This is a genomic window from Hymenobacter daecheongensis DSM 21074, from assembly GCF_900141805.1.
In the GTDB taxonomy this organism is placed as follows: domain Bacteria; phylum Bacteroidota; class Bacteroidia; order Cytophagales; family Hymenobacteraceae; genus Hymenobacter; species Hymenobacter daecheongensis.
Map to the genome: position 1 here is coordinate 75,145 of NZ_FQYN01000004.1, position 22,609 is coordinate 97,753.

20 protein-coding genes are annotated in these 22,609 nt (G+C 63.3%); 14 read left to right on the top strand and 6 right to left on the bottom strand.

All coding sequences use genetic code 11. The features are described 5' to 3' along the window. Positions 1-33 precede the first annotated feature (33 nt). From BUB62_RS08515 to BUB62_RS08540, 6 genes are all read left to right on the top strand, one after another. Positions 34-864, top strand: coding sequence for a DUF305 domain-containing protein (locus BUB62_RS08515; RefSeq protein ID WP_073108725.1), 831 nt, complete (start codon positions 34-36; stop codon positions 862-864). A 108-nt stretch (positions 865-972) separates the two neighbouring features. Beyond that, positions 973-2,226: a TolC family protein gene (locus BUB62_RS08520; RefSeq protein WP_073108728.1), complete on the top strand. Its 1,254-nt coding sequence runs from the start codon at positions 973-975 to the stop codon at positions 2,224-2,226. Continuing rightward, positions 2,223-2,870, top strand: a complete 648-nt coding sequence (locus tag BUB62_RS08525; protein ID WP_073108731.1) for a hypothetical protein — start codon at positions 2,223-2,225, stop codon at positions 2,868-2,870. The genes BUB62_RS08520 and BUB62_RS08525 overlap by 4 nt, the downstream gene beginning before the upstream one ends. Then, positions 2,854-4,002, top strand: a complete 1,149-nt coding sequence (locus BUB62_RS08530) for an efflux RND transporter periplasmic adaptor subunit (protein ID WP_073108734.1) — start codon at positions 2,854-2,856, stop codon at positions 4,000-4,002. The genes BUB62_RS08525 and BUB62_RS08530 overlap by 17 nt, the downstream gene beginning before the upstream one ends. Before the next feature lie 127 nt (positions 4,003-4,129). Next, complete coding sequence (locus tag BUB62_RS08535) at positions 4,130-7,405, top strand: efflux RND transporter permease subunit (protein ID WP_073108737.1); 3,276 nt, start codon at positions 4,130-4,132, stop codon at positions 7,403-7,405. Positions 7,406-7,597: 192 nt separating this feature from the next. Further along, complete coding sequence (locus BUB62_RS08540; RefSeq protein ID WP_073108740.1) at positions 7,598-7,804, top strand: heavy-metal-associated domain-containing protein; 207 nt, start codon at positions 7,598-7,600, stop codon at positions 7,802-7,804. A 172-nt stretch (positions 7,805-7,976) separates the two neighbouring features. On the opposite strand, the gene BUB62_RS08545 is transcribed toward BUB62_RS08540, so the two are convergent. The 3 genes from BUB62_RS08545 to BUB62_RS08555 all read right to left on the bottom strand — a co-directional run bounded on the left by BUB62_RS08545 (position 7,977) and on the right by BUB62_RS08555 (position 14,216). After that, a complete protein-coding gene (locus tag BUB62_RS08545; protein WP_073108743.1) occupies positions 7,977-9,593 on the bottom strand; it encodes a T9SS type A sorting domain-containing protein in 1,617 nt (538 codons plus the stop codon). Between the two features lie 484 nt (positions 9,594-10,077). After that, entirely contained in the window at positions 10,078-12,870 is a 2,793-nt protein-coding gene (locus BUB62_RS08550; RefSeq protein ID WP_200799909.1) for a cation-translocating P-type ATPase, read from the bottom strand. A gap of 83 nt (positions 12,871-12,953) precedes the next feature. Further along, complete coding sequence (locus tag BUB62_RS08555) at positions 12,954-14,216, bottom strand: carboxypeptidase-like regulatory domain-containing protein (RefSeq protein ID WP_073108745.1); 1,263 nt, start codon at positions 14,214-14,216, stop codon at positions 12,954-12,956. 310 nt (positions 14,217-14,526) lie between these two features. On the opposite strand from BUB62_RS08555, the gene BUB62_RS08560 reads away from it, so the two are divergent. From BUB62_RS08560 to BUB62_RS08575, 4 genes are all read left to right on the top strand, one after another. Then, positions 14,527-15,549, top strand: coding sequence for an alkaline phosphatase D family protein (locus BUB62_RS08560; RefSeq protein ID WP_073108748.1), 1,023 nt, complete (start codon positions 14,527-14,529; stop codon positions 15,547-15,549). A gap of 50 nt (positions 15,550-15,599) precedes the next feature. After that, entirely contained in the window at positions 15,600-16,412 is an 813-nt protein-coding gene (locus BUB62_RS08565; protein ID WP_073108751.1) for an MOSC domain-containing protein, read from the top strand. Positions 16,413-16,633: 221 nt separating this feature from the next. Beyond that, positions 16,634-17,431: a DUF547 domain-containing protein gene (locus BUB62_RS08570; protein ID WP_073108754.1), complete on the top strand. Its 798-nt coding sequence runs from the start codon at positions 16,634-16,636 to the stop codon at positions 17,429-17,431. A 112-nt stretch (positions 17,432-17,543) separates the two neighbouring features. Next, entirely contained in the window at positions 17,544-18,209 is a 666-nt protein-coding gene (locus BUB62_RS08575; protein ID WP_073108757.1) for a DUF2461 domain-containing protein, read from the top strand. 181 nt (positions 18,210-18,390) lie between these two features. On the opposite strand, the gene BUB62_RS08580 is transcribed toward BUB62_RS08575, so the two are convergent. Beyond that, positions 18,391-19,014, bottom strand: a complete 624-nt coding sequence (locus BUB62_RS08580) for a deoxynucleoside kinase (protein WP_073108760.1) — start codon at positions 19,012-19,014, stop codon at positions 18,391-18,393. A 288-nt stretch (positions 19,015-19,302) separates the two neighbouring features. Between BUB62_RS08580 and BUB62_RS08585 the strand changes: the two genes are divergently transcribed. Next, complete coding sequence (locus BUB62_RS08585) at positions 19,303-19,746, top strand: hypothetical protein (protein WP_073108763.1); 444 nt, start codon at positions 19,303-19,305, stop codon at positions 19,744-19,746. A gap of 47 nt (positions 19,747-19,793) precedes the next feature. Here BUB62_RS08585 and BUB62_RS08590 read toward each other — a convergent pair whose 3' ends face one another. Beyond that, a complete protein-coding gene (locus BUB62_RS08590) occupies positions 19,794-20,525 on the bottom strand; it encodes a DUF6565 domain-containing protein (protein ID WP_073108766.1) in 732 nt (243 codons plus the stop codon). Positions 20,526-20,667: 142 nt separating this feature from the next. Here BUB62_RS08590 and BUB62_RS08595 point away from each other — a divergent pair, with 142 nt between their 5' ends. From BUB62_RS08595 to BUB62_RS08605, 3 genes are all read left to right on the top strand, one after another. Beyond that, positions 20,668-21,186, top strand: coding sequence for a GNAT family N-acetyltransferase (locus tag BUB62_RS08595; RefSeq protein ID WP_073108769.1), 519 nt, complete (start codon positions 20,668-20,670; stop codon positions 21,184-21,186). Positions 21,187-21,237: 51 nt separating this feature from the next. Beyond that, positions 21,238-21,735, top strand: coding sequence for a nuclear transport factor 2 family protein (locus BUB62_RS08600; protein WP_073108772.1), 498 nt, complete (start codon positions 21,238-21,240; stop codon positions 21,733-21,735). Positions 21,736-21,922: 187 nt separating this feature from the next. Then, positions 21,923-22,147, top strand: a complete 225-nt coding sequence (locus BUB62_RS08605) for a CDGSH iron-sulfur domain-containing protein (RefSeq protein WP_073108775.1) — start codon at positions 21,923-21,925, stop codon at positions 22,145-22,147. Positions 22,148-22,319: 172 nt separating this feature from the next. Here the strand turns inward: BUB62_RS08605 and BUB62_RS08610 are convergent, their stop codons facing one another. Then, positions 22,320-22,580 (bottom strand): acyl-CoA-binding protein, encoded by a 261-nt coding sequence (locus tag BUB62_RS08610; protein ID WP_073108778.1) that lies wholly within the window; start codon positions 22,578-22,580, stop codon positions 22,320-22,322. Between the last annotated feature and the right edge of the window lie 29 nt (positions 22,581-22,609).

Genomic DNA, 22,609 nt, shown 5'->3' on the forward strand with positions numbered 1-22,609 from the left:
GGTTTGCGCCCTCATTTTCTCTACCCCATTCCCATGAAAAAGCCCGCTTTCTTCCTCGCCGCCCTGTGCGCCGGCTCCCTGCTGCTCGGCAGCTGCAACAGCACCACCACTGACAACGCCACGACCACCGAAGCCACCGAAGCTGCCGCCGATTCGGCCGGCACTGCCTCGGTCAAGGACCCGGCCCACGCCGACCATGCCGGCCACACCGGCAGCGCCGCCGCGCCCGGCATGATGGGCCTGATGCACACAATGATGCAGCAGATGGAGAATTTTAAGCCGATGGGCAACACCGACCACGACTTTGCCCACATGATGATGGCCCACCACCAGGGCGCGGTGGCTATGTCGGCGCTGCTGCTGAAGGAGGGCAAGGATGCCACGTTGCGGGCCATGGCGGAGAAAATCAGCACCGATCAGCAGCAGGAAATGCAGGCGCTGGAGGCCATTGCCACCCGCCTCGACGCGGCCCCCACCAACTACAAGCCCCAGGATGCCAACGACCCCTTCACCGCCAAAATGCAAGCTTCGATGGACGGCATGATGAAGGACATGGCCCCTGCCAGCGGCAACGTGGACCAGGACTACGCCGCCCTGATGATTCCGCACCACCAGAGCGCCATCGACATGGCCCAGGCCGAGCTGACCCACGGCCGCGACACCAAGCTGAAGGAAATGGCCCGCCAGATGATAGCGGCCCAGCAGCAGGAAATCCAGCAATTCAAAGCCTGGCAGGCCAAAAACGGCGGCAAGGCGAAACCTGCCGCGGCCGTGTATGAGTGCCCCATGGGCTGCGAGGGCAGCCAGGGCGCCAAGCCCGGCCAATGCCCCAAGTGCGGGATGGATCTGGTGAAAAAGGCGTAGCAAAGTTGGCCCGGCGGCTAGTGAAGCCGTCGACCCGAAATACACGCTACAAAACATTATGAATACGCCCCTGAAAATGGCCGAAGCCCATTTCTCTTGTCTCTTATCATGACCAAGCCCGCTTTTCTCGTGCCTCCTTTCCGCCTCGGGCACAAGCGGCTGGCGGGGCTACTGCTGGTGCTGCTGCCGGGCTACATCCGCGCCCAGCAGGTGGTGCGGCTGGATAGCGCCGAGGCCCAGGTGCTGCGTCGGCACCCGCGGCTGCGGCAGGCGGGAGCCGACATTGAAGAGCAGCGGGCCCTGAAGCGCGGCAGCTTTGCCCCCGCCAACCCCGACTTTCTGGTCTCAGCGCCCACCGGCGAACGGTGGGCGCCCGGCGTGGTGCAAACCCTGGATTTGCCCAACGTGTACCGCCGGCAGGCCCAGGCGGCACAGGCCGGCGTGGTGCTGGCCGAGCGCGGCCTGGCCGTGAGCCGCGCCACCGTGCGCCGCGACGTGCGCCTGGCCTACCTTGCGCTGCAGTTCGCGGAGGTCCAGGTGCGCCAGCTCACGTACCAGGACAGCCTGTTTCGGGTACTTCAAACCACAACCGACCGGCTGTTTGCCGCCGGCGAAGTCACATCGCTGCAGCGCATCAGCACCGAGGCCGAGGCCCGGCAGGTGCGCAACCAGCGCGAGCAAGCCCTGCTGGACCGGCGGGCGGGCCAGCGCCGCCTGGGCCTGCTGCTGGGCCGCCCCGAAACCGACCTGACCACCGCCGACGACCTGCGCCAGACCGGCCCCGCGCTGGCCCGCGCCGGAGCCGAGCTGCTGGCGGCCCTGCCGACCCAGGACAGCGCCGCCGTGGCCGAAAGCCCCACGCTGGCCTACTACACCCAGAATGTCGCCTTGAGCCAGTCGGGTATCAGTCTGGTGCGGGCGCGGCGCACGCCGGCTCTCACGGTGGGCTATCAGAATCAGGCGTTTGCTAATTCGGCGCTGCGGTATCGGCTGCAGTTTGGGGTGTCGGTGCCCATCTGGTTCTGGACCTACCGCTCGCAGCTGCAGGCGGCCACGGCCCGCGGGCAGGCCGCCCAGGCCCGCCTGCAGGACCAGCGCCTGGAGCTGGGCACTCAGTATCAGCAGGCCCTGGCCGACACGCGCAAGTTTGCGGCTTCACTCACGTATTATGAGCAAACCGGCCTACCCCAGGCTACGGCCATCATCAGCCAGTCGCAGCGGCTGTTCCGAGCCGGCGAAATCAGCTACCTGGTGCTGATTCAGAGCCTGAACCAGGCCTTTACCATTCAGAGCACCTACCTGACCACCATCCGCGACTACCGGCAGGCCCTCGTGGAGCTTACCTACTTGCGCGGCCAATGAGCATAAAGCAGAAGACCATGATGCTGACTTTGCGGAGAAAAACCCTCCTCCTGCTGCTGTGGCTGCTATTGGCGGCCGCGACCTCCTGGGCCCACGGCGGCGAAGACCACGGCGCGGCGGCGGCAACCGCGGGGCCGGCCGCTACCACGTTTTCGGTGGCGGCGCTGTCGGAGAAATTCGAGCTGCTGCTGCGCTACGAGCCGCTGGAAAAGGGCCGCCCCGCCCACCTGCGCCTGTTTGTGGCCGACTACGTGACCAACGCGCCGGTGCGGGGCACCATTACTATTACCTCGCCTGAAGACAAGAGCCTGAAATGGACGGTAGCGCCGCAGGATTCGGGCGCGTATCTGGTAGAAGGGGCTTTTCCGGCCAACCGCACTTACAGCTTTGCCGTGAACATTGTGGAAGGCAAGCGGGCTGATCTGCTGCTGCTCCAGGGCATTGCGGTGGGCAAAAAGCTGCCCGTGGCCGCCGCGCCCGCTGCGGAAAACCCATCGATATTCTCTTCCTGGAAAACGCTGCTGCCGCTGGTCGGCGCTTTTGGCCTGGGCATGGCCCTCACGGCCTTTTTTCTGCGTCGCCGCCGGTTGGCGGGGGGCGCTTCTTCCACTTCTGCTGCTTCCGCGTATGAAAACCAGGCATAAACTACTGGCCGCCACCGCTGCCGCCGGCCTGCTGCTGAGTGGGCTGCTGCCCCCGCCCACGGCGCTGCTGGCCCACGGCGGCGAAGACCACGGCGCGGCCGCCCAGCCCGGCACAGGCCTCGCCAAAACCGATGCCGTGGATCTGCCCAAGGAAAGCCAGTTCCTGTTTGGCGTCCGCACGGCCCTGGCTAGCTACTCCGATACGTATAATCGCCTCACGCTCTACGGCACCGTGTCGGCGGCGGCGGGGGGCGAGGGGCGCGTAGTGGTGCCCCAGACCGGGCGCATCGTGCGGCTGGCGGCGCAGGTGGGCCAGCCGGTGCGGGCTGGACAGGTGCTGGCCGTGGTCGATCAGACGCTGGACGCGACCCAGCAAATCGGCCTTAGCACCGAGCGGGCCAACGCTCAGGCCGAGCTGCGCGCCGCCCAGCAGGACTACGCCCGGCTGCAAACCATTGCCGACATAGCCGCCCGCAAAGATGTGGTGGCCGCCGAGCTGCGCCTGCGCCAGGCCCGGCAGAACGCGGCCATCCTGAACGGCCAGGCCAGCCAGCGGCGCGTCAGCATCACGTCTCCCATCAGCGGCACCGTGGATGTGTTCAGCCTGGCCGTGGGGCAGCAGGTGAGCCAGGGCGACGAGCTGTTTCGGGTTATCAACCCCGGCAAGCTGCGGGTGGAGGCCCAGGTTTTTGCCCCGGATCTGGCCAAAATCACGCCCGGCGCGGCGTTTTGGGTGGAGGGGCTGCAGGGCCAGGCCGAGGGCGTGCCGGCCCGGCTGGTGGTGTTTTCCAACGTGGTGAACCCCGTGAACCAGGCCCGGCAGCTCATTCTGGAGCTGGATGCGGCGGCTAAACCGCAGTTTCGGGCCGGGCAGGCCGTGAGCGTGCAGGTGCTGGGCCAGCCCGGCGGCGGCCCCCGGCAGCTGGTGGTGCCCACCGCCGCCCTCACCGACCTGAGCGGCAAGCCGGTGGTGTTCGTGCACACCACGCCCGAAGAGTTCAAAATCCGCTACGTGCAGCCCGGCCCCGCCAACGGCCAGCAAACCGTGCTGCTCGGCGGCGACGTGCACGAAAACGACCGGGTAGTAACCGTGGGCACCTACCAGCTCAAATCCATCTACCTCAATCAGTGAGATGGTGAAATGGTGAAATGGTGAGTTTTCTGTTCGGTTTGCGCCTAATGCGCCATTTGCGCGGATTGCGCAAGCCGAACAGAAAACTCACTATTTCACCATCTCACTATTTCACTATCTCCCCACCATGCTCGATAAAATCATTCGTTTCGCTTTGCAGAACCGGCTGCTGATGCTGGCTTTTGCGGCGGCGCTGCTGGTGGCCGGCGCCTATACGGCCCGCCAGCTGCCCGTTGATGTGCTGCCCGACCTGGACCGGCCCCGCGTGACGGTGTTTCTGGAGGCCGCCGGCATGGCTCCCGAGGAAGTGGAAGCCCTGGTGACGCTGCCCGTGGAAACCGCCCTGAACGGCGCCACCGGCGTATCCGCCGTGCGCTCCAACTCCGCCATCGGCCTGGGCATGGTGTTCGTGGAGTTCGACTACGGCACCGACATTTTCACGGCCCGCCAGATAGTGGCCGAGAAGCTGCAAACCGTGGGCGAGCAGCTCCCCGCCGGCATCACGCCCGTGCTGGGCCCCATTTCCTCCGTCATGGGCCAGATTATGCTGGTGGGCTTGTCAATTGAGAATGAAGAGTTAAAAATTAAAAATGACTCGCTGAGCCCCCCCAAATCGTCAGGCTCCCCCTCTCCTATGGAGAGGGGACCGGCCCCGGAGGGGTCCCGTGAGGTTACCACGGCCGCGGGCCTGCGCACGCTGGCCAACTACACCGTGCGCCAGCGCCTGCTCAGCATTCCGGGCGTGGCCCAGGTCATCCCCATCGGCGGCGAAAACCTGCAGTATCAGGTGCTGCTCGATATGCCCCGCCTGAACGCGGTGGGCCTCACCATCACGCAGGTGGAAGACGCGCTGCGCCGCTCCAACCTGAACACCACCGGCAATTTCTTCGACCGCAACGGTTCCGAAGTGCTCATTCGTAACCTGGGCCGGCTGCGCTCGGTCGAGGACATTGAGAACATCATCGTGGGCTACCGCGAGGCCTCGCCCGTTACGGTGAAGCAGGTGGCTACGGTGGCGTTCGGGGCCCGCTTCAAGCGCGGCGACGGCAGCGTGAACGGCCGCCCGGCCGTGATTCTGAGCATCGAGAAGCAGCCGGGCGCGGCTACCGTGGGCCTCACAGAAGCCGTGGAAAAAGCCCTGGCCGAGCTGAAGCCCGCCCTGCCCCCGGATGTGCAGGTAAATACGCGCCTGTTCAAGCAATCGGACTTCATCGAGTCGAGCATTACCAACGTGGAAGAAGCCCTGCGCGACGGGGCCATTCTGGTGGTCATCGTGCTGTTTGCGTTTCTTCTGAACGTGCGCACCACGTTTATCTCCCTGGTGGCCATTCCGTTGTCATTGCTCGTCACGGCGCTGGTGTTTCGCTTTGCGGGCATTTCTATCAACACCATGACGCTGGGCGGGCTGGCCATTGCCATCGGCGAGCTGGTGGATGATGCCATCGTGGACGTGGAAAACGTGTTCCGGCGGCTGCGCGAAAATCAGCAGCTGGCCCGGCCCCGGCCCGCCTTGCAGGTGATTTACGCGGCCTCCTCGGAGGTGCGCAACTCTATTGTGTACGCCACCATCATCGTGGTGCTGGTGTTTTTGCCGCTGTTTGCGCTGGAGGGCATGGAAGGCCGCATTTTCGCGCCCCTGGGCATTGCCTACATCACCAGCATCGTGGCCTCGCTGTTTGTGTCGCTCACTATCACGCCGGTGCTGTGCTACTATCTGCTGCCCGGCATGAAGCAGATCCGGCAGGCTGGGCAGGATGGCGGGCTGGTGCGCTGGCTGAAGCGCCAGGATACGCGGCTGCTGCATTGGGGCCTGGCCCGGCCCCGGCTGGTGCTGGGCACGGCGGCAGCGCTTTTTGGGCTGGCGGTGGCGCTGGTGCCGTTTTTCGGAACCGAGTTTCTGCCGCCCTTCAACGAAGGCTCGCTCACCGTCAACTTTTCGGCCCCGGCCGGCACTTCCCTCGCCGAAAGCAACAAGCTGGGCACGCTGGGCGAGCAGCAGATGCTGAAGCTGCCCGAGGTGGCCTACACTGCCCGCCGCACCGGCCGCGCCGAGCTGGACGAGCACGCCGAATCGGTGAACAACTCCGAAATCGAAGTGGCCTTCAAAACCGAAGATGAGCTGGAAAAGCAGGGCCTGAAAATGCGCAGCCGCGACGAAATACTGACCGACCTGCGCCAGAAGCTCAGCCTGATTACGGGCGTGAACGTGAACATCGGCCAGCCCATTTCCCACCGCCTCGACCACCTGCTGAGCGGCGTGCGGGCGCAGGTGGCCATTAAGGTATTCGGCAACGATTTGCTGGCGCTGCGCCGCTACGCGGGTGAAATCAGGGCCGCCGCGGCCGGGGTGCCGGGCGTGGTCGATTTGCAGGTGGAAAAGCAGGTGCAGATTCCGCAGCTGCTGGTGCGCCCCCGCGACGCGGCCCTGCAGGCCTACGGCCTCGACCGCGGCCGCGTGGTGGCCACGCTGCAAACGCTGTTTCAGGGCGAAGTCGTGTCGCAGATGCTCGACGGGCAGCAGCGCTTCGACCTGCTGGTGAAGCTGCCCGAAAATCAGCGCAACGACATTGCCACCATCGCCCAGACCCGCATCGAAACGCCCGCCGGGGCCCTGATTCCGGTGAGCCAGGTGGCCGACGTGCGCTACGAGCCCGGCCCGAACACCATCAACCACGAAAACAGCCAGCGCCGCATCATCCTCTCGCTGAACGTGGCCGGCCGCGACCTGGGCAGCACCGTCAGGGAGATTCAGGCCAAAGTCGGGCAGCAGGTGAAGCTGCCGGCGGGCTACTACCTCACCTACGGCGGGCAGTTTGAGAGCCAGCAGGCGGCCTCGCGCAAGATTCTGTGGCTGAGCTTGTTCTCCCTAACCGGCATTTTCCTGGTGCTGTTTTCCCACTTCCGGTCGGGCTGGCTGGTGGCGCAGATCATGCTCAACATTCCGCTGGCCCTCATCGGCTCGGTGGTGGCGGTGCTGCTCACGGGCGGCACATTCAGCATTGCCTCGCTGGTGGGCTTCATCACCCTCACCGGCATTGCCTCGCGCAACGGCATCATGATGATTTCGCACTACATTCATCTGGTGGAGCACGAGGGCGAGAAGTTCGGGCCGGCCATGATTATCCGCGGCTCACTGGAGCGCCTGGTGCCGGTACTGATGACGGCCCTGGTGGCTGCCCTGGCCCTGGTGCCGCTCACGCTGGCTAAGGACGCGCCGGGCAAGGAAATCCTCTACCCGGTGGCCACCGTCATCCTCGGCGGCCTGCTTTCCTCCACCTTCCTCGACATCATCGTAACGCCCGTAGCCTTCTGGCTGCTGGGCGAAAAAGCCCTGGCCCAGTACCGCCGCGGCCACCATGAAGTCAGCCTCGATGAGCACCCGGCGGAGCCGGCTGGCCCGTAGCGCGAAAATCCGTTTCGCGACGAGCGAAGCGAGTATCCGACCTTGCGCCACTTGCGCTTTCTGAAGATGAGCAGGGCATAAATCATGCTGGTCGGCGGCGCAATTCTGTACTACTTCCGGCGCACGCGGCGCTACTTTTGCGCGTTGCTTTCTCAACTCCGCCCCCTTCCGGGCGGCTTCAACTCTTCGCTTATGAAAACCCTGCGCTTCAAGACCAACATCAATTGCGGCGGCTGCATCAAAGCCGTAACTCCCGCCCTGAACGGCGAAAAAGCCATCCATTCCTGGCAGGTCGATACCGCCAGCCCCGACAAGATTCTCACCATCAGCGGCGAGCTGAGCGAGGCCCAGGTGGTGGCGCTGGTTGAAGAAGCAGGCTTTCAGGCCCAGGTTGCCTGACGTACTTTTCATTCACCAAAGGTTAGAAAAAGGCCTTCTACAGTTTGTAGAAGGCCTTTTATACTTGTAAAGCCCAATGTAGAGACGCATACTTGCGTCTCGTCGTCCGCGCCGTTCAACGGGTTCGTTCAACGACGAGACGCAAGTATGCGTCTCTACATCGTGCCGATAATTACTCAATAGCCACCCGGTGGCTGATGGTATGCTCCGGCGAGGTTAGCTGCAAAGTATAAAGGCCGGCGGGCAGGCCCAGCAGCTCAAAATTGATGGCCTGCCGGGGCGCGCTGGCGGCCAGGCGGCGCTCCAGCACGATGCGGCCGTAGCGGTTATAAAGTGTGGCCTGCACTGGCTGCCCCGTCAGGTCGTCTGGCAGGCTGAGCGTAACCCGCTCGTGGGCCGGATTCGGGTATAGCTCCAACGACGCAGCCGGCGCGGTGGAAGCCAGGGGTGCGGCGCGGCGGGCATCGGGGCCCAGGTGTGCCAAGAAGGAGCCGCCGGGCGTACCCGTGAGGCTATAAGCGCCAAACTCGCAGGTGTTCATCAGGGAGCCGGTGAGGTACACGCGCTGGCCGGGACCATAGGCCAGGCTTTGCCCCCAGCTCTGGCCAGAGCCACCGGCCGCGGCCCGCCACAGGTCCGTGCCGTTCACTTTCATGGCCGCAACCCGCGCCTGGGTCGTCATCAGCGGCGTAGTCATCACCACCAGCTGGCGGGCATCGGGCGAGAGGCGGATTTGGCTGCGGGCTTCGGCCGCGTGCAGCTGCTGGGCCCACACCACCGCGCCACCGCTGGTGTAGCGGGCCACAAACGCCTGCTGCTCGGCACTGCCGGGCAGCGCAACAGCACCCAGCGTAGCGGCACCGGTATTGTAGCCGCTCACGAAGCAGTTGCCGCTGGCATCTACGCTCAGGCTGGAGCCCGAATCGTTGCCGACGCCCCCGGCAATGCGCACCCAGCGGGTTTCGCCCTGGCCGCGGCCGAATTTGGCCACGATGATATCGGACGGCGACGTGCTGATGGGGCTGGTGCTGGGTCCGGAATACGTTACCCCGTCAATGGTCATGGGGCCATTGGCCATGCCGGTTACGTAGCAGTCCCCGGTCGCGTCGAGGCCAATGCCGTTGCCGGCGGTGAACAGCGACGACTCGGTGGTTTTGACCCACTGGGGCGTGCCGACGGCATTATACCGCACCACAAACAGCTGGCGGCGTAGCGAAAACGGGAAGGTGAGGTGTCCGAACGTGACGGTGGTGCCGCTCAGGTTGCCGGTCACCACGCAGTTGCCGGCGGCATCGGCCGCAATAGCGCGGGCCTCGTTGGCGTAGCCGCTGCCGCCGCCCTGGCGCGACCAGCGCACCGCGCCATCGGGCCCGCACTTGAGCACCAGTATCTGGGGCCAGAAGGAAGAGTTAACCAGCGGGCTGCCGCCGGTATTATAGTCGAGCGTACCCGTGAAACTGCCCGTGACGTAGCAGTTGCCGGCGGCATCCAGGGCCAGCGCGGCACCGTAGGCCGTAGCGCCGGCACCGGCTACCTGCTTGGCCCACAGCAGCGTACCGTCGGGCCGAAATTTGGCAATGCACAAATCGGTGCTGCCCCGGCTGGTGAGCGAAGTGCCGCCCATCCCAACGGTGCCGCTGAAGCTGCCGGTGGCGTACACGTTGCCCGTTGCGTCGGTGGCTAACCCATTGAAGGTAAACGCCGTCTGCTGAGCCCCCTGCCACGCGGATTGTGCCAGGCTGCTGGTAGCAATAAAAGTCAAGATGAGCAAAGAAAAGAATGCTTTCATAAAAGTTGGAGGAAAGGAAGATGAATGGATTGGAAAGAAAATGTGCACTACCACGCTCGCAATGGCGCTAAACACGTACCCACGACACAAACACACGCTCACAACACAGTGCTGCCGGGGCCACAGCCTCCCCGGGAGCCGACCATCTTTGCCTTACAACCGGCCAACGGATGATGAACAGGATCCTACCATCCGAATATATAGGTATAATTTGAAAATGCATACAATAAAAATGATACATTATCCGAAATACATTATATCGATTTAGGACATTCCCACGCCAGCCCGGCAGTAGCCTACCGCTCCTTTCAGCCAGTACCAACCCTAACCCAACGGCGTAGAAACCGCCGGAGCGGCGCAGCGCAACAGGCTACCCGCCAGCACGAAAAGGCCGTGGATGGCTGCGGCGGCGGGGCGGCGCGACTCAGGAATCGAAAAAAATAACAGCCAGGGCTGCGCAAGTGGGTGCAGTTGCAGCCGGACTTTATAACAGTCTCAGCATCAGCTTACATCCTTCATCGAGCAGCAGAATGGAAAAAGCCACGGCCAGCGCCAGGGCCCAGTCCTGGGCTGTGAGGGCGGTGGTGTGGAAGATGAGCTGGGCCGCGGGCCACTGCACCACCAGCACCTGCAAGCCGGCCACAGCCGCCAGCGCCAGCCACAGCCGGCCATTACTGAAAAACAGCCTGTTGAAGGTGGAGCCGTGCTCGGCGCGGGCATTGAACACGTTGAAAAACTGGAACAGCACGAAGGTGGTAAAGGCCAGCGTGAGGGCGTACACCTCGCCGTACGGCTGAGCGTAGTGAAACACGCCCAGCGTGCCAGCAGCCATGATCAGCCCATACAGCAGCAGCCGCCAGAAGCGGCTCAGGGACAGAATGCGGGCCCCGGCGCGGCGCGGCGGCTCCTGCATGATGCCCGGCCGCGCCGCTTCCAGACCCAGCGTCATGGCCGGCGGGCCATCCATAATAATGTTGATCCAGAGCAGCTGAATGGCCGTGAACGGCGTGGGCAACCCCAGCAGCTGCGCCCCCAGCACCGTGAGAATGGCCCCGATGTTGGTGGAAAGCTGAAAGCGCACGAACTTGACGATGTTGTCGTAGATGGTGCGGCCCTCCCGCACGGCCCCCACGATAGTGGCGAAGTTGTCGTCGGTGAGCACCATGGTGGCGGCCTCGCGGGTCACTTCGGTGCCGGTGATGCCCATTGCTACCCCGATATCGGCGTTTTTCAGCGCCGGCGCGTCGTTCACACCGTCGCCGGTCATGGCCACGATGTGGCCGCGGGCCTTGAGGGCCTGCACGATCTTTACCTTGTGCTCGGGCGCGACGCGGGCAAAAACGCCCGTTTGCTCGATGCGCCCGGCCAGCTCCTCTACGCCGAGGCGGTCCAGGTCGGCTCCGGTGAGCATGGCCCCGGTCAGGCCCAGCTCGCGGGCAATGGCGGTGGCGGTGGCGCTATGGTCGCCGGTAATCATCTTGACCTGAACGCCGGCCTCGCGGCACTGCCGGATGGCCTCCCGGGCCTCGGGCCGGGGCGGGTCGATGAGGCCGACCAGCCCGACCAGGCACAGGCTATCGGCCCAGGGCATAAGCGGGGCGGCGGGGTCGAATTCGGCGGCCGGAATGGTGCGCCGGGCCACGGCCAGCACGCGCAGCGCCTGCCCGGCAAACGCCGTGTTGGCGGCCTCGAAACCGGCGCGGGCCGCTTCATCCAGCACTACCTCGCCCGTAGCGCCCAGCACGCTGCCGGCTCGGGCCAGCAGCACATCGGGAGCCCCTTTCACCAGCATGTGCACCTGCCCGCCAGCGGGGTGAAAGGTGGCCATAAACTTGTGGGCCGAGTCGAAGGGAATTTCGGCTCGGCGCGGGTGCTGCGCGGTGGCGGCATCCTGGGCTATGCCGCCCTTGGCCGCCAGCGCCAGCAAAGCGCCCTCGGTGGGGTCGCCCAGCAGCTGGCCTTCGTGAATGCGGGAGTCGGCACAAAGGGCGGCGGGCAACAGCAGGGGCTGAAAATCAGGCAGCGCGGCGTTGTTTTCGGCATGGATAGCTCCCTGGCCGGAGTAGCCTTCGCCGCTCACGGCAAAGTGCCGGCCCTGGTAAAACAGCCGGCAGGCCGTCATCTGGTTCAGGGTAAGCGTGCCGGTTTTGTCGGAGCAGATGACCGTAGTGGAGCCCAGCGTCTCGACTGCCGAGAGCTTCTTCACAATGGCTCGGTTCTTCATAATGCGCTTCATGCCGATGGCCAGAATTACCGTCACCACCGCTGGCAGCCCCTCCGGGATGGCGGCCACGGCCAGGGCAATGGAGGTCATAACGGTTTGGAGCAGCGGCGCGCCGCGCAATATGCCCAGCCCGAAAATCAGGGCCACTACCACGCCCGCAATGAGGGCCAGGCGCTTGCCCAGCCCGTCGAGCTGCGCCTGCAGGGGCGTGGGGTGCTCGGGGGCCGCGGCCAGCAGCCCACTGATGCGGCCCATCTCGGTGGTCATGCCCGTGGCCGTGACCACCAGCTCCAGGCGGCCCCGCGTCACCACCGTGTTCATGAAGGCCATGTTTACGCGCTCGGCCAGCGCGGGCGTGCCGGGCGGCAGCGTCCCGACCTGCTTGCCCACCGCCTGCGACTCGCCGGTGAGGGCCGCCTCAGCCACTTCCGCGTTGTGCGCTACCAGCACGCGCCCATCGGCCGGCACCCGGTCGCCGGCTTCCAGCAGCACCACATCGCCCGGCACCAGCTGCTCGGCCGCTATTTCCTGGGGCCGGCCCTCACGCCGTACGCGGGCGTGCTGGGCCAGCATTTTGCTGAGGGCGGCCAGCGTGGCCTCGGCGCGGTGCTCCTGGTAGAAGCCCAGCGTAGCATTGAACACAACCACCACCAGAATTACCACCACGTCTTTCACGTCGCCGACGGCGGCGGCCAGGACCGTGGTGGCCAGCAGCACCAGCACCAGCACATTTTTGAACTGATCCAGAAACTTCCGCCACACCGGGCGCGGCGGCCGGGCGGTCAGTTGGTTGGGGCCGTATTCGCGCAGTCGGCGCGCCGCCTCGGCCGGGCTCAGGCCCTGCTCGGCAGTGGTGGCCAGCCGCTGCAGGCATTCCTGGGGGCTAAGGCTGTACCAGGCGGGGTCTTGAGGCGCGTGCTTCGTCATGGCTGGGGCTTCCGCATTCGTGAGCAGACCACCGATGCCACCCGAAGCCGGCAGGCCTGCCGGCACCACTTCACCCTCCGGGCCCCGAAAAGCCGATCCGGAGGGCCGGCCGCACGATCTGCACATCCCGCCGCTCGGGATATCATAGTCAATATACGATATCCTGACCAAGGCTCCCAGCCCATTTGGCCAGCGGCGGCGGGCCCGCGCTACCGCCGCCGCTGGGCAGGCTTTTTCTCCGCAGGCTTCACCATAGTGCCAAAAGCGCCTTTTTTCTCGAAGGACTGAATCACCTCGTCTTCCACCGGCGTGCGCTTCACCACGGGGTTATTGGCCCAGAATTCGGGGTCGTACTTCACGCTTTTAATGGCCTCCAAGTCCCGGTCGCGCACGCTCACGCGGGCGTAGGGCAGGTTGGTAGGCGTGGTGCTGGTGTCGTAGAAGAACGTGAACGACGACACGCTGAGCGGGGCCACGGGCTTGCCCGGCGTGAGCAGCTCCGCGTTCAGGCTCACCTTCACGTATTCGAGCGGCGCCACCGGGGCCTCGGTGCTCTGAAACGCCATTTCGATGGCCAGCTTCGTGTTGCGGAATTTTTGGTTCACGTTGTTGGTGGAGGCCGTGAAGTTGGGCGTGCTCATGTGGTAGCGCACCACACGGTACGAGTCGATGTCAATCCAGATGGTGCCCTCGGCGCGGTACTTGGTCAGCTCGGGGCGGGTTTCGAAGGCAATTTCGGCAATGCCGCCCTTGGTCGAGTCGGCCCCGGAAAGCACGCCTTTCAGCTCCAGCAGGTAGTTTTTCACCACGCTCGGGCTCAGCAGCGCCAACGATTTGGTGGTGTCGCCATTGGCATCATACAGACCGTAGGATTTGGTGTAGAGGGAGAAGTTGGCGAAGCTGGTCAGGCTGGTTTTGGCGGCGTAGCGGCCCTGCGCCATGGTGGTGCCCTCGATGCGGGCATTGCTGGATTTCACGTTCCAGACCACTTCCTGCAGCTCCGTGGGCTCGTTGGCAATGCGCGTAATCTGGCGGTAAAAAGCCTTGCCGTAGTATTTATGGCCGTAGTTGCGCTCCATTTGCCGGTAAGCCTGCCCCACCAGCTGAAACGGGTAGCTGCCCACTTTCACCTCGGGCAGGGCCACCACGGCGGCGGCCAGCGGAATGCGCAGCAGCTCGGCGTTGCTGGTCACGCGCAGCGTGTCGCGCAGGTGCCCCAGCTCCGACAAAATCAGCGTGACGGGCAGCTTAGGCACGCTCAGCGTGAACTCGCCCTCCACGTTGGTAGTGGTGCCGATGGTGGTTTTGTTTACCGAAACGCTGGCAAACGGCAGCACTTCCTTCGTGTCTTTGTCGATGACGGTGCCGCGCAGCTGCACCTGAGCCCGGGCCGAAAGCGTGAGCAGCGCCAGCAGCAGCAGCAGGCCGGCCGGGCGGCGGAAGCGGGCGGAAAAGAAGGTCGGAAAAGCCAAAGCAGTAGAACGTGAAGTGAGCGGTCGAGCAAAGCCGGATAACGGCGCGAAGCCGCCGGAGGATATACGCGCCGCAAAAATAGCCAAATTGGAAGTGCGGCGGGGTAGCTGTCCTCTTACGCCATCTGTCATCCTGAGCTTGCGAAGGACCTTATTACGGCCGAACGACTATCGTACCAACGACTCGTTCTCATCCCATAAGGTCCTTCGCTTTGCTCAGGATGACAGACGGCTTAAAGTGACAGACGGCTCGGTGCGCCAGACACATTTAATGCCAGCCTGCCCGCGCCCATCCGCTACCTTCACCCCCATGAACAAGTATCTGCTTTGCGCGCTGGCCCTAGGGCTGCAGCAGTGTCACCCGGCCACCGTGATTCACGAGGCATCCGACCGGGAGCTGACCATTGCCTTCGGCTCCTGCAACCGTCAGGATATGGCCCAGCCGCTCTGGGACGACATTGCGGCCCAACGGCCCGATGTCTGGATCTGGCTCGGCGACAATATCTACGGCGACACGAACGATATGACGGTGCTGCGCCAGAAGTACGACGACCAGCTCAACCAGCCCGACTACCGCCAGTTCCGCCAGCAGGTGCCCGCCATCATCGGCACCTGGGACGACCACGACTACGGCCGCAACGACGGCAACAAATCCTACCCCTTCAAGCGTCAGAGCCAGCAGGCGGCCCTCGACTTTCTGCAGGAGCCCGCCGACAGCCCGCGCCGCCGCCAGGAGGGCATCTACGCCGCCTACGACTATGCCGTGAACACCAAAACAGTGAAGGTGCTGCTGCTCGACGACCGGTATTTTCAGGATTCGCTCTACCGCGACGCGCAGAAAGTGTATCAGCCTAACCTGAGTGGCGACCTGCTCGGCGAGGCCCAGTGGCAGTGGCTGGAGCAGCAGCTGCGCACCAGCCGCGCCGATGCCCACATCATTGCCTCGGGCATTCAGTTTTTGCCCCAGCAGCACGCCTACGAGAAGTGGAGCAACTTTCCGGCCGCCCGCCGGCGCCTGCTCCGGCTGCTGGCCGCCACCCACGCCAAAGGTGTGCTGCTCATCAGCGGCGACCGGCACATCGGCGAGATTTCCCGGGCCAGCGTGCCGGGCGTGCCGTATCCGGTCTACGAGGTCACGTCGAGCGGCCTCACGCACCCGTCCTCCCAAAATAGCGGCGAGCCCAACGACCTGCGCGTGGGGCCGCTCGTGAATGAGAAGCACTACGGCCTGTTCCGCTTCCGCGAGCAGCGGGGCCGGCTGCTGGTCACGGCCCAGCTCAAGGGCGAATACGACCAGGTATTTTATTCACAGGAAATTGCGGTAAAGAAGTGAACGAGGCGCGGGCGGGCCGATTCACCCTCGCCGCCGAGTATCTTTGCCACATGGCTGCACCTCTCCTTCTCACCGACCTCTACATTTACCCCGTCAAGTCTCTGGGCGGCATCCGCGTGACGGAGGCCGTGGTGGAGCCCCGCGGCCTGCGCCACGACCGCCGCTGGCTGATTGTGGATGAGCGCAACCAGTTCATGACCCAGCGGCAGACCGCCGAGATGGCCCATCTGAAAGTAGCGCCCGCCTACAATGGCTTCCTGCTCAGCCACGCTGCCCGCCCCGAGCTGCTGCCGCTCTACGTGCCCTTCGAGGCCACGCCCGAGCGCACGCTGTTCGTCACCGTCTGGGACGATATGGTGTTTGCCTGGCGCGGCACCCCCGCCGCCGACGAGTGGCTGAGTGAGGCGCTGGGCCGCGTCTGCCGGCTGGTATATATGTCGGATATGGTGATGCGGGCCACCGACGGCGGCGCGGCCGACGGTGACGTGAGTTTCGCTGATGCCTACCCTTTTTTGGTTATCGGCCAGGCCTCGCTCGATGATCTGAATACGCGCCTGGCTGAGCCCGTGCCCATGAACCGCTTCCGGCCCAATCTGGTCTTCAGCGGCGGCACTCCTTATGAGGAAGAAACATGGCGCGATTTTGCCGTGGCCGGGCAGCCTTTCGTGGGTGTGCGCCCCTGCGGCCGGTGCGTGGTCACCACCATCGACCAGCACACGGCCCAGAAGAGTGCCGAGCCGCTGCGCACGCTGGCCACCTACCGCACCAGCGGCAACAAGGTCATGTTCGGCCAGAACGTGACCGGGCCGGGCCGGGGAATAGTGCGCGTAGGCGACGCAGTGACGGTTTTGAGCCGAAGCTAGAACCGGGTTACCCGTCGCCTGATTATACCATCTGCGCCGCAGCCGTTACTAACGAATCCGGCATGTTGCATTTTGCTCACACCGTAAATTTATAGTAGATTTGAAAAATAAATTTAAACACAAATAGTACAAATCTCTCTTTATCTGCTTCCCGGATTCTTGCCTGGCAGCAGCCTGGTTTTCTGCTCTTATTCTCATCCCGCCCTCCCTACCTGTTGCTCATGCGTCTGTTCTCTCCTTTGCGTTGGCTGTTGCTGATAGTTTGTCTGGGGCTGCTTGTACCGCAACGGCTCCGGGCCGCCAATGTCAGCAGCCGGCAGCTGCACCATACCTGGAATGAGCTTCTGGCCAAGCATATAACCAACGATGGTCACGTAGACTACGCTGGTTTCCTGGACGACGAGGACAAGCTGGATGCCTACCTGCAAACCATCCGCAAAACGCCGCCCGATGAGCAAGCCTGGAGCCGCAACGACCAGCAGGCCTACTGGCTGAACGTGTACAATGCCGCCACCGTGTACATGGTATTGCAATACTACCCGGTGACGAGCATGAACGAAATCAAGGTTAAAACCCTGAAAGGCAGCAAGTCGGCGTGGGAAGCGCCCAGCGTGACGGTGGGCACCCGCCAGTACTCGCTCAACCAGATTGAGCGCGAGGTGCTACGCACTAAGTTTCAGGACCCGCGGGTGCATTTTGCCCTGGTGTGCGCCGCCGAAACCTGTCCGCCCCTGCTCAACGAGGCCTACGACGGGGCCCGCCTCAACCAGCAGCTCGACGATCAGGCGCGGCGCTTTCTCAATACCGTCCGGTTCAACCAGCTGGCTCCCGACCACGTGCGGCTTTCCAGCGTATTCGACTGGTACTCGGCCGAGTTTGGCGAAGGCAACGCCCTGATTGCCTGGCTAAACCGCTACGCCACCGTCAAGATTGCGCCCACGGCCAAAGTAGACTTTCTGCCCTTCGACTGGGCCCTGAACGACCGTTCGCGGCAGGCCGAAAACCAGGCGCTGCGTTAGGCTTTCACCTTTGGCGGGCATCAAATCGGCCCCGGCGCTGTTAGTAGCAGCCGGGGCTTTTTCGTGCCCGCTTGGGTCGGGCCCGGCCTTTTTCTTCGCCGCTAACTCTCTTATGGATTCTAAATTTCTGCTGGATTTTCTGCGCGACCTCGCCGCCAACAATCACAAAGCATGGATGGATGAGCACCGCGCCGACTACCACCGTGCCCGCGCCGTTTTCAGCGGGCTGGTGCAGGCCGTGCTCGAAGGCACCCAGCGCTTCGAGCCCGCGCTGCTGGGCCTCACGGTGCCCGAAACCATGTTTCGCATCAACAAAAACGACCGTTTTCAGCAGAGCCAGGAGCCCTACAAGCGCCACATGGGGGCCAGCCTCACGCAGGGCGGCCGGCACGCGCCGCGGGCTGGCTACTTCTTGGCCGTGCAGCCCGGCGGTGAAACCTGGGTGGGCGCCGGCAAATGGCACCCCGAGCCCGCCGCGCTGGCCCGCATCCGCCAGGAAATTCATTACAGCGGCCCGGCTTTCCACGCCCTGCGCGCCACCGACGACTTCCGCCGCCACTTCCCCGCCGGCCTAGAGGGCGACCGGCTGCTGCGCCCACCGAAAGGCTACGAAAAGGATGACCCGGACATCGAGCTGCTCAAATTCAAGGACTTCGTGGTCACCAAATCCTTCACCGATGCCGAGGTGCGGCACGCAGATTTCGTGGCCCGCGTCACCGAGACGTTTCAGGCCGCGCAGCCGTTTGTGCGGTTTCTGAATGAAGCAATGGAGGAGTAACGCCTGTCATTGCGAGGACGAAGGACGAAGCAATCCGTCCTGGACAATGCGCCAAACTTTGTAAACAGAAAAGCCCTGACGTATGCGCTACGTCAGGGCTTTGTGCTTAATCAAGGCTCAGCTCATTGTCCGGGACGGATTGCTTCGTCCTTCGTCCTCGCAATGACAGGGCCGCATTTCCTTAAAACAGGCCGAAAAGCGTGCTATTAATCTTTTCGATGATGATGCCCAGGTCTTCCGGGTTGTTCACGTAGTCGAGATTGTTCACGTCCACGATGAGCAGCTTGCCGGATTTGTAGTTGCTGATCCAGCGCTCGTAGTTTTCGTTGAGATTTTTGAGGTACTCAATCTTGATGTTGTTCTCGTAGTCGCGGTTGCGCTTGTCGATTTGCTGGATGAGCTTGGGCAGGTCGGCGCGCAGGTAGAGCAGCAGGTCGGGCGCATCCACCATGCTGATCATCGACTCGAACAGGTTCAGGTAGTTCTGGTGGTCACGCTCGGTCATCAGGCCCGAGTCGTGCAGGTTGGCGGCGAAGATGTGGGCATCTTCGTAGATCGTGCGGTCCTGAATAACGCCTTTGCTGGCCTGCTGCAGCTTTTTGATGTGCTGGGTCTGGCGGAAGCGGCTGTTCAGGAAATACACCTGCAAATGAAACGACCAGCGGGGCATGTCGTCGTAGAAATCCTTCAGATACGGATTGTGGTCCACGTCTTCCAGAAAAACTTCCCAGTTGAAATGATGGGCCAGCTTGTTGGCCAGCGTGGTTTTGCCAGCACCAATGTTGCCGACGATTGCAATATGCATGAGTGAGGTGCGGGAAGGGACGATACGAAAAAAGTGCCCGCAAAAGTAAGGGAAACCAGCGGAACCTCGGCCGCTAAAATGCCCGCGCCCCGCCGCGCGGCAGCTGGGGCGCTACCAGCAAAATAAGGTCAACAATAAATTGACTCGGCACGGTATATTCGTTAATTTGTATGTTACAATCAGGCTTCTTCCCCCGGCAGATTTCCTTCTTCCCGGCTTTAGCAGCTTATTGCTTTTTTCAAGCCTGAAGCCGGCCATTGGTGCCGCGGCGGGCATTTTTTGCTGCTGATGGCTGCCCTGTCTACTTCCTACACCGACCTGCAAACCGTGCTGGATGAGCACGGCCGCCTGATTGCGTCGTTCCGCCACTACCCCAACGAGCAGCTGCTCTACATTCGCTGGAGCGGCAACCTGACCGGCAAAGAGGTGATTCGGGTGGCCATGGCGGGCGGAGCCATTCAGCAGGAGCTGCACTGCCCGCTGCTGCTCAACGACAAGACCGATGCCACCGGCGACTGGTCGGAGGCGCTGCCGTGGCTGGAGTATGAGTGGCTGCCGCAGGCGCTGGCAGAAGGGCTGCGGGCATTTGCCTACGTGTTTTCGCCCGATATGCAGAACCAGATTATCAGCCTGGAATTTGCGGAGCGCGTGAGCAAGCAGCTTCCCATCCAGCTGTTTTATGACGTGAGCACGGCCTGGGAATGGCTGCGCCGCCAGCACGCCGCCGCCTGAGCGAGCGGCGGGCTGGCGGCGCAGATGAGGAAAGCAGGCCCGAGAGGCTACTTGTCGTTCACTAGGTCCTTCACATCGCGGGCTTTTTCCAGTGTGCGAAACTCGGTTTGCAGCGAGCGTACCCGAATCCGGTCGTCGAGGCTGAGCTGCTCGCGCACCACTTCGTAGCGGGCATTCAGGCGCTCGAGCACGGCGCTGGCGGCGCTCCAGTCGGCCTGGCTCCACTGGCGGCGGTTGTCGCGGGTGTGCTCCAGCAGGCGGCCGTAGAGGTCGGGCAGCTCGGTGGCGCGGGCGGTGCTTATCACCACGGTTTCGTTCAGCAGGCGGCGCTGGGTTTCGGCGGCCGTTTCGGGGCGGCGGGCCACGGCATCGAGGCTATCCTGCTTGGAAGCCCACTTTTCGTAGCGCACTTTCTGGGTGGTGTACTCGCGCTTGCTCTGGCCCGAAAGGCTGTCCACGGCCGCATCGATGCGCTTGCTCTGGCGGTCGAAGTCCTCTTTGATCCGCGGCAGCTCGCGGCGCACGGTGCTTTCGGCCTGGCTGATTCTTTCATTGACCCAGCTGCTGAACACGTCCAGGTCGCGCTCCAAGGATTTGGGCGTAGTCAGGATGGGCTCCTGCGAACGGGCCGGCGGGGTTTTGGCGGCCGGGGCCTTCGCAGCGGGCGTGGGCGTTTTGACCGGCGCTTTGGGGGCCGGAGCCATCTGGGCGGTAGCCGCCAGCGGGGTGTTCAGCAGGCTGAAAGCCACAAAACTCAGGGGAAGCAGGAGGTTTTTCATGGGTTTGGGGCGAGAGGGATGAGCAGACAACGCCGGGCCCGGTGCCGGGCGTATGGCGGCAGCCTGGCAAATTATGGCCCAAAACGTAGCCACTGGCCGGCAGGGTTCGTTTTATAGCCAAAAAACCGCACTTTTGTAGCTTATGCCGCCTTCCTCTGCTACCGCCCCCATTGCCGTTCAGCCCGCCACCCTGGCCGATATTCCGACCATCGTGGCCCTGGCCGAGGCTACCTGGGAGCCTACCTACCGCTTCATCATCTCGCGGGAGCAGCTGGAGTATATGTACCGCGTCATCTACACGCCGGCCTCGCTGCGGCGGCAGATGGTGGACAACGGCCACCGGTTTCTGCTGCTCTCGGCCGAGGGCCACGCCTGCGGGTTTGCCTCCTACTCGGCCAAAGAGCCCGCCGGCACCTACCACCTGAACAAGATCTACCTGCTGCCCTCGCACCAGGGCCAGGGGCTGGGCCAGCACCTGCTGGAAGCCGTGGAAAGCGCCGTGCGCGAAGCCGGCGGCACCGTGCTGGAGCTGAACGTGAACCGCCACAACCCCGCCCTGGCATTTTATGAGCGCCTGGGCTTCCAGCGCCACCAGGAAGTCGACATTGCCATTGGCCCCTACTGGATGAATGATTACGTGATGCGCAAAGAACTCGCGTAATTGCGGAGCGGTTGGTTCGCCGCGCCTCCTTTTTCCCTGATTTTCCCGCGTATGCGTTTCTCTACTCCTTTTGCCGTGGCCCGCGTGGGCGCGGTGGCCCTGCTGCTGCTGAGCCAGCTCAGCTTCGGGCAAATTATGAAGCAAAAGCATCTGGAGCTGATTCAGGCCCGCAGCGCCACCTGGAACAAGGCCTTCAACAGCCGCGACACCACGGCGCTGGGCGGCCTGCTGCACCCCGGCTTCACGCTCAGCCAGACCCAGGGCAGCCAGAGCGGGGCCGCCGCCGTGCGCCAGAGCTTCCGCCAGCTGTTTCGCCAGCGCCCCGATATTACCTGGATGAACCGCGGCCTGACCACCGAAGTCAGCAGCCTGGGCAACGTGGCCTACGAAACTGGCGAGTGGGCCGAAGCTTGGACCGACACCCAGGACCAGACCAAAAACCGCGTCATCGGCAAATACTGGCTGATGTGGAAATACGAAAACAACGCCTGGCTGATGTTTTCGGCCATTTACACGCCCATGTCCTGCTCGGGCAATTCGTGCCGGTAGGCTCTCCGACCTGTCATCCTGAGCAGAGCGGAGGACCTTGTTACGGTAGAACGAGTCGTTGTTACGATTATCGTTCTTATCCCATAAGGTCCTTCGCTCTGCTCAGGATGACAAGCATATTGCATGCGACTTCGCTCAGCATGACGCCCCACTTCAACTAACCCTCATCTTCCCAAACCCCCTTTCCATGGCTGCTACCAAACTTACCGTGCTCAGCAACGGGTCCCTCCGCGTAGAGGGTGATTTCGAACTCGTGGATGCCCAGGGCCAGCCCTACGGCCTGGCCGGCCGCGAGCGAATCAGCATCTGCCGCTGTGGCCTTTCCAAAAACAAGCCCTTCTGCGACGGCTCGCACAAAGGCCACTTCGAGCACAACGCCGAAGCCTTCGACCTGCCGGCCCCGAAAGTATAGCGCAAGCTGTCATTGCGAGCGAAGCAAAGCAATCCGTCCTGGACAATGCGCTAAGCTTTGTAAACAGAAAAGCCCTGACGTATGCTTGCGTCAGGGCTTTCTGCTGAAAAGGAGGTTTCTACATCTCAGAGGACGGATTGCTTCGCGTTGCTCGCAATGACAGTTTGTTCAGCTACGCGCTTTCGAACAGGGAGCTGATCAGGTCGACGTATTCCTGGCGGGCGGCTTCCTGGCTTTTGCCGCTCAGGCTGGCCCAGGCATCGTATTTGGCAATGCCTTTGAAGTCGAAGCCGCCGGGCCGGTCGCCGGTTACGTCGCCTTCGGAGGCTTGCTTGTAGAGGGCGTACATCTGGAGCAGCACCATGTTGCTGGGCTTGGAGGGCAATTGCTGAGCGCGAACGGCGGCAGCTTCAAATTCTTCGGGGGTAGCCATGCGAAAGAAGGAGTAGTTTGGGGTGAGAA

Coding starts and splice junctions, on each gene's coding strand:
- BUB62_RS08570 (WP_073108754.1), top strand. CDS start 16,634: ATGCGTCTGTTCTCTCCTTTGCGTTGGCTGTTGCTGATAGTTTGTCTG.
- BUB62_RS08580 (WP_073108760.1), bottom strand. CDS start 19,014: ATGCATATTGCAATCGTCGGCAACATTGGTGCTGGCAAAACCACGCTG.
- BUB62_RS08535 (WP_073108737.1), top strand. CDS start 4,130: ATGCTCGATAAAATCATTCGTTTCGCTTTGCAGAACCGGCTGCTGATG.
- BUB62_RS08545 (WP_073108743.1), bottom strand. CDS start 9,593: ATGAAAGCATTCTTTTCTTTGCTCATCTTGACTTTTATTGCTACCAGC.
- BUB62_RS08600 (WP_073108772.1), top strand. CDS start 21,238: ATGCGTTTCTCTACTCCTTTTGCCGTGGCCCGCGTGGGCGCGGTGGCC.
- BUB62_RS08610 (WP_073108778.1), bottom strand. CDS start 22,580: ATGGCTACCCCCGAAGAATTTGAAGCTGCCGCCGTTCGCGCTCAGCAA.
- BUB62_RS08550 (WP_200799909.1), bottom strand. CDS start 12,870: ATGTGCAGATCGTGCGGCCGGCCCTCCGGATCGGCTTTTCGGGGCCCG.
- BUB62_RS08560 (WP_073108748.1), top strand. CDS start 14,527: ATGAACAAGTATCTGCTTTGCGCGCTGGCCCTAGGGCTGCAGCAGTGT.
- BUB62_RS08595 (WP_073108769.1), top strand. CDS start 20,668: ATGCCGCCTTCCTCTGCTACCGCCCCCATTGCCGTTCAGCCCGCCACC.
- BUB62_RS08585 (WP_073108763.1), top strand. CDS start 19,303: ATGGCTGCCCTGTCTACTTCCTACACCGACCTGCAAACCGTGCTGGAT.
- BUB62_RS08590 (WP_073108766.1), bottom strand. CDS start 20,525: ATGAAAAACCTCCTGCTTCCCCTGAGTTTTGTGGCTTTCAGCCTGCTG.
- BUB62_RS08565 (WP_073108751.1), top strand. CDS start 15,600: ATGGCTGCACCTCTCCTTCTCACCGACCTCTACATTTACCCCGTCAAG.
- BUB62_RS08525 (WP_073108731.1), top strand. CDS start 2,223: ATGAGCATAAAGCAGAAGACCATGATGCTGACTTTGCGGAGAAAAACC.
- BUB62_RS08530 (WP_073108734.1), top strand. CDS start 2,854: ATGAAAACCAGGCATAAACTACTGGCCGCCACCGCTGCCGCCGGCCTG.
- BUB62_RS08520 (WP_073108728.1), top strand. CDS start 973: ATGACCAAGCCCGCTTTTCTCGTGCCTCCTTTCCGCCTCGGGCACAAG.
- BUB62_RS08605 (WP_073108775.1), top strand. CDS start 21,923: ATGGCTGCTACCAAACTTACCGTGCTCAGCAACGGGTCCCTCCGCGTA.
- BUB62_RS08540 (WP_073108740.1), top strand. CDS start 7,598: ATGAAAACCCTGCGCTTCAAGACCAACATCAATTGCGGCGGCTGCATC.
- BUB62_RS08515 (WP_073108725.1), top strand. CDS start 34: ATGAAAAAGCCCGCTTTCTTCCTCGCCGCCCTGTGCGCCGGCTCCCTG.
- BUB62_RS08575 (WP_073108757.1), top strand. CDS start 17,544: ATGGATTCTAAATTTCTGCTGGATTTTCTGCGCGACCTCGCCGCCAAC.